Here is a 10,642-nt window from a genome sequence, read left to right on the forward strand (position 1 = left end):
TGATGAATATATTGTGTTTTTGTATATAATAGATAAAAATATTAATTATTCACTATTTTAGCAAAAGACAATACATTTGAGATAGTCGCAAAACTAAATTAAAAAGTCCGTTCATTTCTATCAAAATGAACCATTATATAAAATAAAAATACAATGAACCTCAATACCATAGCAGAATAAAATATTCCTTTTTACGTTTTTAATTCGCAACACCTCCATTCATAACTAAACAAAAATAATATGGATTTAACAAAAATAGTAGTAGCAGAGGGACAGTCGGGATTGTATAGATTTATAAATCAAAATAAATCGGGAAGTATTTTAGAAACATTAGATGGCACAGAAAAGAAAATAGTGGTCAGAAATGGCTATAAAGTTTCTTCATTAGAAGAAATACAAGTTTTTTTAGAGACAGAAAAACAAACTATCCTTTTAAAAGAAATATTTCTCATTCTTTACGAAAAGTATAAAAAAGAACTTCCTTTACCCAGGAAATCATCGGATAAAGAATTAAAACTTTTTTTTGAAGAGTTTTTACCTGAATATGATAAAGAAAGAGTGAGTTTGAGAGATATGAAAAAAATAGTCAATTGGTATAGAATCCTGTCAGAATATGCTCCTGAATTATTTGTAGAACCAAAAAATCAGAAGGAAGAAAACACAAAGAATGAATCGAAATGAATCTGAAAGCATTACAAGCATCTTTTGAAGGAGAAGTTTACTTTGATGGAGCGTGGCGGCATATCTATGCTACCGATGCATCTGCCTACCGAGAAGTTCCTCTTGCAGTAGCGGTCCCAAAAACAGAAAATGACTTAAAACGACTCATTGCTTTTGCTGATGAGCATACAACTTCTCTTATTCCGAGGTCTGGTGGAACATCCCTGGCAGGACAAGTAGTAGGAGGAGGTATTGTAGTAGATATATCTCGACATTTTACCAATATAGTAGAAATAAATCCCAAAGAACATTGGGTGAAAGTGCAGCCCGGTATTGTGCGAGATGACCTCAATAAACATCTTGCTCCATACAATCTTTTTTTTGCTCCCGAAACTGCTACTGCAAACCGAGCTACCATAGGCGGAATGATAGGAAATAACTCCTGCGGCTCTAATTCTATTGTATATGGAAGCACGAGAGAGCATCTTTTAGAGGCAACAGTCCTACTGAGCGATGGAAGTAGTGTTATTTTTTCTCCCCAAAACGAACAAATGCTCTCCCATAAAAAAAAACTCAACACATTAGAAGGAAAAATCTATAACACTGTTCTCGATATTCTCAATAATAATGAAAATAAAAAAGAAATAGAAAAAGAATTTCCCGATCCTATCATTCCACGTAGAAACACAGGATATGCAATAGATATGCTCCTGCGTATGAAGCCGTTCTCCCCATCAGAAAATAATTTTAATCTTTGTTCACTGTTAGCAGGTTCTGAAGGAACCTTAGCTATTGTAACCGAAGTAAAACTGAATCTGATGCCCATACCATCTCCCCATAAAGCATTAGTATGTATCCACTGCAAAAGCATACAAGAAAGTTTACGAGCAAACCTCATAGCACTCAAGTATAAACCTACCGCCAGCGAACTCATAGATAATTATATACTCCAATGTACTAAAAATAATAGAGAACACCAACACAATAGATTTTTTATACAAGGAGACCCCGAAGGACTTTTAGTAGTAGAAATTACCCAAGAAAGTATGACCGAAACAGAAAAAAACTGCCAAGCACTCATACAAGAATTACAATCTTTAGAAATTGGACATTATTATCCCATTTTACAGGGCAATGATATGGTAAAGGTTTGGAACCTGAGAAAGGCAGGTTTAGGGCTTTTAGGTAATATTGTCGGAGATACGAAACCTGTTTGTGTGATAGAAGATACTGCGGTAAATGTTCAAGAACTACCTCAGTATATCCAAGAATTTGACCAAATTTTACTACGATACGGTCTCAAAAGTGTATATTATGCTCACGCAGGAACGGGAGAACTCCACTTACGCCCTGTTCTAAACCTCAAAACAAAAGAAGGACAAAAAATGTTCCGAATCATTGCCCAAGAAATCGCCTCTCTTGTGAAAAAATACAAAGGTTCCCTCAGCGGAGAACACGGAGATGGAAGACTCAGAGGCGAATTCATACCTCTCATCATTGGAAAAAAAAATTACTCTTTACTAGAAACCATAAAAGATACTTTTGACCCAAAAAACATATTAAACCCCGGAAAGATAGTCCGAACTCCCCGAATGGATACTTCTTTAAGATATACTCCCGAGCAAATAACAAAAAAAATAGAAACCCTCTTGGACTTTGAATCTACCCTCGGTATTGTCCGAGCAACCGAACAATGCAACGGAGCAGGGGATTGTAGAAAAACACACCTCAGCGGAGGAACTATGTGCCCCTCTTATATGGCAACAAAAAACGAAAAAGATACTACCCGAGCGCGTGCTAATATACTACGAGAAATGCTTACCCATTCTCATAAACAAAATCCATTTGACCATAAAGAAATAAAAGAAATTATGGATTTATGCCTTTCCTGCAAAGGATGTAAATCAGAATGCTCCTCCAATGTAGATATAGCAAAGATGAAAGCAGAATTTTTATATCAATACCAAAAAGAAAATGGTATTTCCTTGAGAAATAGAATATTTGCATCTTTCTCCACTCTTTATGCCTTTGCTTCTTATATCCCTTCCATTGCTAATTTGTGTATCCAAAATACTATCACCAGCAACATTATTAAAAAAACTATAGGAATTGCCCCGAAAAGAACGCTCCCTCTCCTTTCCCCCATAACCCTCCGAGAATGGTTTGAAAAAAAATTTATACCATCACAGAAAGAAATAAAAGGAACGGTCGTCTTATTTTGTGATGAATTTACAAATCTGAACGATGCAGAAATAGGAATAAAAACAATACAACTTTTAGATGCACTCGGATATAAAATAGAAATGCCAAAAAACGTAGAATCAGGAAGAAGTCATCTCTCAAAAGGAATGCTCAACAAGGCGAAAAAACTCGCAGAAACAAATATACATATATTATCAGAAAAAATAAGCGAAACAAAACCACTTATAGGAATAGAACCTTCTTGCATCCTCTCTTTTAGAGACGAATATATTGACATAACAAAAGGAACACTCAAAGAAAAAGCAAAAAAAATAGCACAACATACATTTTTATTAGATGAATTTTTCGCAAGAGAGATAGAAAAAAACAATATTAAAAGTGAACAATTCTCCGATGAAAAAAAACGAATCCGAATACATGGACACTGCCACCAAAAAGCACTCTCCTCCCTTACCCATACGAAAAAAATGCTTTCTCTCTTGAAACACTCTGAAATACTTCTTATTCCATCCGGATGTTGTGGTATGGCAGGGTCCTTTGGCTATGAAAAAGAACATTATAATATATCCCAACAAATAGGCGAATTGGTGCTTTTCCCCACCATAAGAAATGAAAAAACAGAAACTATCATCTGCGCAAGCGGAACCAGCTGCCGCCATCAGATATACGATGCAACCAACAAAAAATCCCTACATCCCATAGAAATATTATGGGACGCTCTCTTGTCAAAAAACAACCCCTTCCCAAATGATAATATCCAGCATTCAAAATCCAAAAATTAAATACTATAAAAACTTAGCAGAAAGTAAAGAAAGACGGAAAAACAAACATTTTATTGTAGAAGGAATCCGTGAAATATCTCTCGCTCTCAAAAAAAAATGGAAAATACACACCTTGTTCCTCTGTGAAGAAATTTATAAACCCGATGATTCTTACCCAATTACTATTCAAAATACACCTATTATATCCATAACCCCAACTGTTTTTGCCAAAATAGCATACAGAGAAAACAGCCAAGGAGTCGCCGCTATATTTGAATATCCATCTTGGAATATTTCACATATACCCATTGCATCTAAAAAACTATTGTACCTCGTACTAGAAAATATAGAGAAACCAGGAAACATAGGCGCTCTCTTTAGAACGGCTGATGCGGCGGGAGTTGATGGTATTTTTATTTCAGATGAACAAACAGATATTTTGAATCCCAATGCCATCCGTTCCAGCATGGGATGCGTTTTTACGGTTCCATTTGTAATAGAATCTCAAAAAAAAATATATACTTTTTTAAAAGAAAAAAATATCACCATCTTTACTACCGATTTAAAAGCGAATAATTTGTACACTCAATGTAACCTGAAAGAAAATATTGCCCTGGTTTTTGGATCAGAAGCAGAAGGAATTTCTTCTTTTTGGAAAAAGAATGCTGACAAAACCATAAAAATACAAATGATGGGAGAAATAGATTCCCTCAACGTATCCGTTTCCGCTTCTATCATAATATATGAAGCCCTGAGGCAAAGAAACTCCAATTATGTATGAAAAGAAAAAATACGAGCAATAACCCACAAAATATATCCTATCAGAAACCCTATGAACCCTCCCACAATAACATCTAAAGGGTAATGAACCCCTATGTAGATGCGACTATAACTTACTAAAACAGCCCAAAAAAATAAGAAAATAAAAAGCCATTTCCACTCCCTTAAAAAAAAGAAACAAATACTAAAAAAAACAAATGTATTTGCCGCATGCGAAGATGCAAAACCAAATCTTCCACCACAACCTCCTAACAAGTGTATACCCGAAAATCCCTCATAACAAGGACGTAACCTTTCAAAAAACGGCTTCATAAAAGTAGATGTCACCTGGTCTGCACATAAAACCCCTATCACCACTAATACCATTATTTTCCACATCCCTCCTCTTTTTTTTAAGAATATTATGAAAAATAAAACCAAATACATCGGAAGCCAAAACCATTTATGAGAAATCAAAACCATATAAGGGTCTAACCAATCCCAATGTAAACCATTTAAAAAAAGAAACAACCTTTCGTCTATTTTTTTTAGTATACCTAACATACATTATTCACATTTTTGAAAAAGCACAGAAGCATTTTGTGTAGTAATACGGGCTACTTCTTCAACCGATAGGTGTAATATTTCAGAGAGTTTTTGAGCAATGATGGGGATAAAAGATGGCTCATTTTTTTTGCCCCGATGAGGAACTGGGGCAAGATAAGGGGTATCTGTTTCTAATACTATATGCTCGGGAGAAATAAAAGGAAGTACGGATACGAGAGTACTGTTTTTAAAAGTGCAAAACCCTCCTATTCCCACAAAAAAACCCATATCTGTTATTCTTTTCGCCTGTTCTTTTGTGCCTGAAAAACAGTGAAACACTCCCCGCAACTCTTTTGTTTTTATGGATTCTACTATATCTATAGTAAGGTCTACCGATTCCCTACAGTGTATTATGATAGGGATTTTACGGATTTTTGCCCACTCGCATTGGATGAGAAACGCTTCTTTTTGCTCTTCTATCCATTTTTTTTCCCAATACAGGTCAATACCTATTTCTCCAACTCCTACAAATTCTCTTGTGGAAAACCAGTTTTCTATTTCTTTGAGATTCTTTTCAAAATTGTGTTCCACAGAGCATGGGTGCAATCCCAGCAAAGGTAAGCACATTTTATAAGTATCAGCAATAGAAAGCATTTGCCTTACAGATGCCGTATCTATATTGGGCATATAAATACGTTCTATATTATTTTGAATACCCCTATTAATAACAGCTTCTACTTCTCCTGTCTCGTAATAATATATATGTGCATGTGTATCTATAAAGGTCATAAGCAATTGTTCAAAAATAAGTTTTACAATAATAAGATAAAAATTCACTCTTAATAACATTGAGAATAGTGAAATGCATTATTCATAAGTTCTCAAATCAGGTTATAAAAGAAGCCAATAGTTTCTTTTTTTACTCTCACCTCGCACTCATAATTGCTAATATAATAATTATAACAGGGCATATATACTGTAAGAAAAAACGCCATACTCTGATATACGTTATACTTCTCCATATTTTTTTATCAAAAAAAGCACTCCCTTTCAGCAGTTCTTCTTTCAATATAGAATATTTTAGAAACCAACCTGTATAAATAGTAGTGGTAAAAACGACTATGAGGATAACTATTGTTCCAAAAAATATATCCATTATGTCCATTACTCCCTGTTTTCCGAGAAATGATACTTGGGAGAGAACGGGATTTGCTCCGCAAGATAATGCGGCAGGGATTCCGATGATAAATGCAGATATACCTACGAGCCAAGTGGCTTTTTTTCTGCTCCATTTCTTTTCATCAATAAACCAGGATCCCACTACTTCTACCATTGCGATAGTAGAGGTGATAGAGGCGATAAAGAGTAGTAAAAAAAATAAAAAAGCAATAAGCGTACCAAAAGGCATTTCGGGAAAAATCTTTGCCATCACTTCAAAAATAAGAGTAGGTCCTTGATTGGGTGATTCTCCAAAAGAAAACACAGCGGGAAATATCATAAGTCCAGCTAAAAATGCTACCGAAGTATCCATTATTCCTACCAAGACGCTTGCTGTCACAATACTTTGATTTTTGGGAAGATAAGATCCATACGTTATAATAATTCCCCATCCAATTCCTAAAGAAAAAAACGCCTGCGTAAGGGCTTTGATAAAAACCATGGCGTTTATTTTAGAAAAATCAGGGACGAGGTAATACTTGATACCTTCCATTGCGTTAGGAAGTGTGACACTTCTCACAATAATAATAATCAAAATAAGGAAGAGCATAGGCATCATTATTTTATTTGCTTTTTCTATCCCCCCCGATACGCCTCCTAGTACAATACCTATAGTTATGAGCATAGCCATAGCAAAGAGAGGTAAAACATACGTACTATTTGCGATGAATTCTTTGAATACAAATGAACTGGGAGAAAAAGAGAGAAAGGTATAACCTAATGTCCATCCTGCTATTACTGTATAATAACTTAAGATGAAAAAACTTACCGCAAGGGCTAAAACTCCTCCAAAAAATTGAAAAAAACGGTTTGCTCCTGTAGATCGAAAAGCACCAATGGTGTTTCTATTATGGATTCTGCCTAAAAGCATTTCATTTATGAGCAAAGGAACCCCAATAAAAAGCACACATAATAAGTAAAGAAGCACGAAAGCTGCTCCTCCATTCTCGCCCGTTAGGTAAGGGAAACGCCAAATATTCCCTAAACCTACCGCCGAACCCGCCGCCGCCATTATAAACCCGAACTTACTCTTCCATAATTCTCTTGTTGCTTGCATATACTTGTTTTTATTTTTATAAAAATTTTTTACATAATATTTTCAAAAATTCTTTTACTTCTTCGCTTTTGGTATCCCAATTATATTTTTTTCCATAATAGCCTAAAATATAATTTGCGGATTCTTCAAAAGAATGTATGTTTATGTTCTCAATAGAATCCGTTGCTTCTTTGTATGCGGCTTCATTGTTTTGAAATAAAGTATAGATAAATCTATATCTCTGGTAAAAAGGGAGGGATTGAAATACATTTTGATTTTGTGTCTTTTGGAGTGTATCAGATAAAGTTTCTATGGGTTTAGAAATACTTTGATACAAAGGAGTATGGGTATTTTCAGCAAACTTTTGGTTGATAGAGGTCTCTTCCATATCTTTTTCTGATAAAAATGATTCTTTATTCGTCCATTTAGGTTGGTTGTTTTCTTTTTCGGGTTGCTCTTCGGAGTAAGAAAAAGGAATATTTGGTGTGTGTATTTTTTTAATGGGCATAATAGTATGAAATTCTTCTATATGTTTTCCGGCAGCCAAGGGTGGTATGTGTTTCTTTACGTGCAGTATAATTTTTTTAAATATTCCTTTTTCTCTTTCGGGTGAAGGGATATTATGCATCTGTAATTGTATTTCCGAAAAAAAATCAGGATAGATCTTTATATATTTTTGTAAAAAAGAAAGTTTTTCATCTGTTATTATGGAAGTATGAGCAAAAAATGCTTGCTCTATAAAAAATTCCGGATTGGTGATATAGAAAAGAGTTTGCTCTGTGGCTTTTAATAAGAGGGGTTCAAAAGTAGATTGTTTTATACAAATATGCTGAGACAGAATGTTCATAAAATTCTCTAAAGCTTCTGCTACAATGGGATTGGTATAATCAAAATAAGGGTTTTCGTTTTGTATTTGCTGAGTACTGTGTATCCATTCTTGGTGTATGTTTTGTAAGATAAAATAATTTACTTGTTTTATGGGGCAGAGTGAAAGGATTTCATTTCCCGTGATGGATTGTTTTTTTTCAAAAAAAGAAACACTTATCTTTTGAGAGAATCTTTGAGCGTATTTGAGAATATCTTCGTGGCTGAGGGTATAATTTGTCATATTATGAAAGATGTGTATATTGAAAAGTATTTTTGCAAAGAGAAATATTTTTTTACTATTATACTCTTTTTGAAAAAATACTTCTCTTTTTGAAAGGTACTTTATGAGAAATACTTGTTTTGAGAGTGTTAAAGAGAGGTAGATAGGAATATTTTTTGATTTTCGTTATTAAAGTATACTTTTATTTACTCCCATTACGCAAAAATATAATACAATTTCACTCCTCTCCATTCTAAAAAATGTTACAATACACTTTTTGAAGATATTGTTTGCGTAATGGGAGTTTTTGTTTCGGTGCTCCGCACCTTTTGATTTGTATGTTGTTTTGTTTTTTTATCACCCATTGCTTTTTTAAACCTCCCCTGTGGGCGACGAAAAAATATTCCTAAAAAATTATGAGAATATACTTAGAAACTATATTAAAACACAAAGCAATTTATTACTACTATTCTATTTTTTATATTTATTTTTAAAAATGCAAAAAACATATAATTTTATGCAAAAATAAAAAATGATAAAAAAATAACTCCAAAAACAGGGAATATCTTTAAATCCAATGACAGGAATCAAACATCTTTCTTTCCAGTAGAAATAGATCGTCAGATTCCACAAAATGACTTAGTAAGAGTGGTGGATAAAGTAATAAATGCATACGACATATCACCAATTTTGGCAGAATACAAAGGTGGTGGAGCAAGTTCTTATCATCCAAGAATGCTATTAAAAGCACTCCTTTACGCATACTGCTTAAAAAGTCACTATAAAATGAAAAAATAAGATTTTAAAGCATTTTTTGTTACCTAAATATTCAAAATACGGTATATTCTGTCAAAATTAAAATAACGATTACTCCTTTAATAAAATTTCACTGAAACCTTTTTGGTCAGCCCCCTGTATAATTTGTAATGTGCTTGTTTCCAATAATCTGTGATTAGGTCTCAGTTAGTTGTTTATCCAATTCGCTTTTATATTTTCCGTCTAAAAGTCTTTTATCACGCAAATATGTAAAGTAATCGCTATAATTTGTTGGACTTAAAAAATTGAAAATATATTTTTGCTTTATTTCATTTTCCTCAAGTTGTTTATTTAGTTCGTTAAAATGTTCAATTGCGTATTTGTTTTTTGCTTTATTTTCATCGCTGTTGTCATTATCTGATTTAATTTCAACAACTGAAATATATTGAAAATTGTCTTTTTCTATTATAATGAAAAAGTCTGGATTAAACCAATGGCTACTTGTGTGTGAACCTTTTGTAAATGAATATTCCAAAGAATAAAAACTTTGATTTTTAGACTTTAACCAACTTGTTAATTGTTGAGCATTTTCTTTTTTAATTAATTCGCTTACAAATTTTCTTTCTGGATCACGAGATGTAAAGACTAAATCAATGGGTGTTTTGAAAAGAAATTTATTTATACTATCTTCAAAAGCTGAACGAAATAATTTATGTTCATTTTCATTTATATCCTCAAATGCTTGTAAGGTTTCTTCAATTACTATTTCGTTTTCAAAATCATTAGAATAAAAAACGGTTGCATCACTCCTTAAACTTAAAACTGAAACGCTTTCGTGTTCTCTATTTTGTGTTTTAATTTCTGTTATGGCGTTAGGAATTCTTGTTAAAATAATACTTTTAGGTTTTTTACGAAGTAAAGTATTAAAGGCAGAAAAAACAGCTTGTCTGTTTTTTTTACCTAAAAAATCACCTGTCATTCCAACTTTATCCATTGAGTTTCGTATGACTTGCTCAATTATTTCTTTACTTGGAAGATTAGAACTTGTGTATTCTGTTTCGTTTAGTTTTAAAATTATACCTTCTAATTTTCTAATTTGAAATTCATCGTAAATTTTATTGACTATTTCTGAAACTGAAAATTTTTCTTTCTCAATTTCATAAGTCATCTTATATTCCTTTTCTCCGATTTTTACAAACTTTGTATCTGTTTTATGCTCAAAAGTTTCGGCAACAAAAGTTATGTAATCTTTGTAATTGAAAACTTCGGTTTCTTTTTCAATTTCAACTTCTTTTTTCTCTTTTGTATAATCTAAATTATGTAGTGTAAAATGAAACTTAGCTCTATCTCCATCAAGAATTGGACTGTTTTTAATTTTGGTTTCCATTTCTAAAATTTCTTCGACTAAATCCTTAATTCTTTCACTCCATTTATCGTGGTTAAAAACTGTTACTTCTGCATTTGGATAGCCGTTTGGAATACGCAAACCTCTACCCAAAACTTGTGCGATTAAAAGTTTTGAGTTAAATGCTTTTTCCTCCATTGGTACGATTTGAAAAACGTTTTTCACGTCCCAGCCTTCGGTAAGCATTGCAACCGAAATAATCCATTCTACAG

8 protein-coding genes and 1 pseudogene are annotated in these 10,642 nt (G+C 33.1%); 4 read left to right on the forward strand and 5 right to left on the reverse strand.

The annotated features are described in order from the left end of the window. Window positions 1–240: 240 nt before the first annotated feature. From QM536_03195 to QM536_03205, 3 genes are read left to right on the forward strand one after another with little or no spacing between them, the layout of a single operon-like run. Complete coding sequence (locus tag QM536_03195) at window positions 241–681, forward strand: DUF5606 domain-containing protein (protein ID MDI9356016.1); 441 nt, start codon at window positions 241–243, stop codon at window positions 679–681. Then, window positions 678–3,644 (forward strand): FAD-linked oxidase C-terminal domain-containing protein, encoded by a 2,967-nt coding sequence (locus QM536_03200; protein ID MDI9356017.1) that lies wholly within the window; start codon window positions 678–680, stop codon window positions 3,642–3,644. The genes QM536_03195 and QM536_03200 overlap by 4 nt, the downstream gene beginning before the upstream one ends. Continuing rightward, window positions 3,610–4,404 (forward strand): RNA methyltransferase, encoded by a 795-nt coding sequence (locus tag QM536_03205; protein ID MDI9356018.1) that lies wholly within the window; start codon window positions 3,610–3,612, stop codon window positions 4,402–4,404. The genes QM536_03200 and QM536_03205 overlap by 35 nt, the downstream gene beginning before the upstream one ends. On the opposite strand, the gene QM536_03210 is transcribed toward QM536_03205, so the two are convergent. From QM536_03210 to QM536_03225, 4 genes are all read right to left on the reverse strand, one after another. Then, window positions 4,395–4,946: a phosphatase PAP2 family protein gene (locus QM536_03210; GenBank protein ID MDI9356019.1), complete on the reverse strand. Its 552-nt coding sequence runs from the start codon at window positions 4,944–4,946 to the stop codon at window positions 4,395–4,397. The two genes, QM536_03205 and QM536_03210, sit on opposite strands and share 10 nt — an antisense overlap. 3 nt (window positions 4,947–4,949) lie before the next feature. Next, window positions 4,950–5,765 (reverse strand): TatD family hydrolase, encoded by an 816-nt coding sequence (locus QM536_03215; protein ID MDI9356020.1) that lies wholly within the window; start codon window positions 5,763–5,765, stop codon window positions 4,950–4,952. Window positions 5,766–5,853: 88 nt separating this feature from the next. Then, on the reverse strand, window positions 5,854–7,203 hold the full coding sequence (locus tag QM536_03220; protein MDI9356021.1) for a sodium-dependent transporter: 1,350 nt from the start codon (window positions 7,201–7,203) through the stop codon (window positions 5,854–5,856). Between the two features lie 16 nt (window positions 7,204–7,219). Continuing rightward, window positions 7,220–8,290 (reverse strand): hypothetical protein, encoded by a 1,071-nt coding sequence (locus QM536_03225; GenBank protein MDI9356022.1) that lies wholly within the window; start codon window positions 8,288–8,290, stop codon window positions 7,220–7,222. 543 nt (window positions 8,291–8,833) lie between these two features. Between QM536_03225 and QM536_03230 the strand changes: the two are divergent. Further along, window positions 8,834–9,034 (forward strand): annotated as a pseudogene (locus QM536_03230) (IS5/IS1182 family transposase). Between the two features lie 187 nt (window positions 9,035–9,221). Here the strand turns inward: QM536_03230 and QM536_03235 are convergent. After that, a partial coding sequence (locus QM536_03235; protein MDI9356023.1) for a restriction endonuclease subunit R occupies window positions 9,222–10,642 on the reverse strand: 1,421 nt, incomplete at its 5' end.

It is taken from the genome of Chitinophagaceae bacterium, from assembly GCA_030053935.1.
In the GTDB taxonomy this organism is placed as follows: domain Bacteria; phylum Bacteroidota; class Bacteroidia; order Cytophagales; family JASGCU01; genus JASGCU01.

Coding starts and splice junctions, on each gene's coding strand:
- QM536_03220 (MDI9356021.1), bottom strand. CDS start 7,203: ATGCAAGCAACAAGAGAATTATGGAAGAGTAAGTTCGGGTTTATAATG.
- QM536_03200 (MDI9356017.1), top strand. CDS start 678: ATGAATCTGAAAGCATTACAAGCATCTTTTGAAGGAGAAGTTTACTTT.
- QM536_03210 (MDI9356019.1), bottom strand. CDS start 4,946: ATGTTAGGTATACTAAAAAAAATAGACGAAAGGTTGTTTCTTTTTTTA.
- QM536_03195 (MDI9356016.1), top strand. CDS start 241: ATGGATTTAACAAAAATAGTAGTAGCAGAGGGACAGTCGGGATTGTAT.
- QM536_03205 (MDI9356018.1), top strand. CDS start 3,610: ATGATAATATCCAGCATTCAAAATCCAAAAATTAAATACTATAAAAAC.
- QM536_03225 (MDI9356022.1), bottom strand. CDS start 8,290: ATGACAAATTATACCCTCAGCCACGAAGATATTCTCAAATACGCTCAA.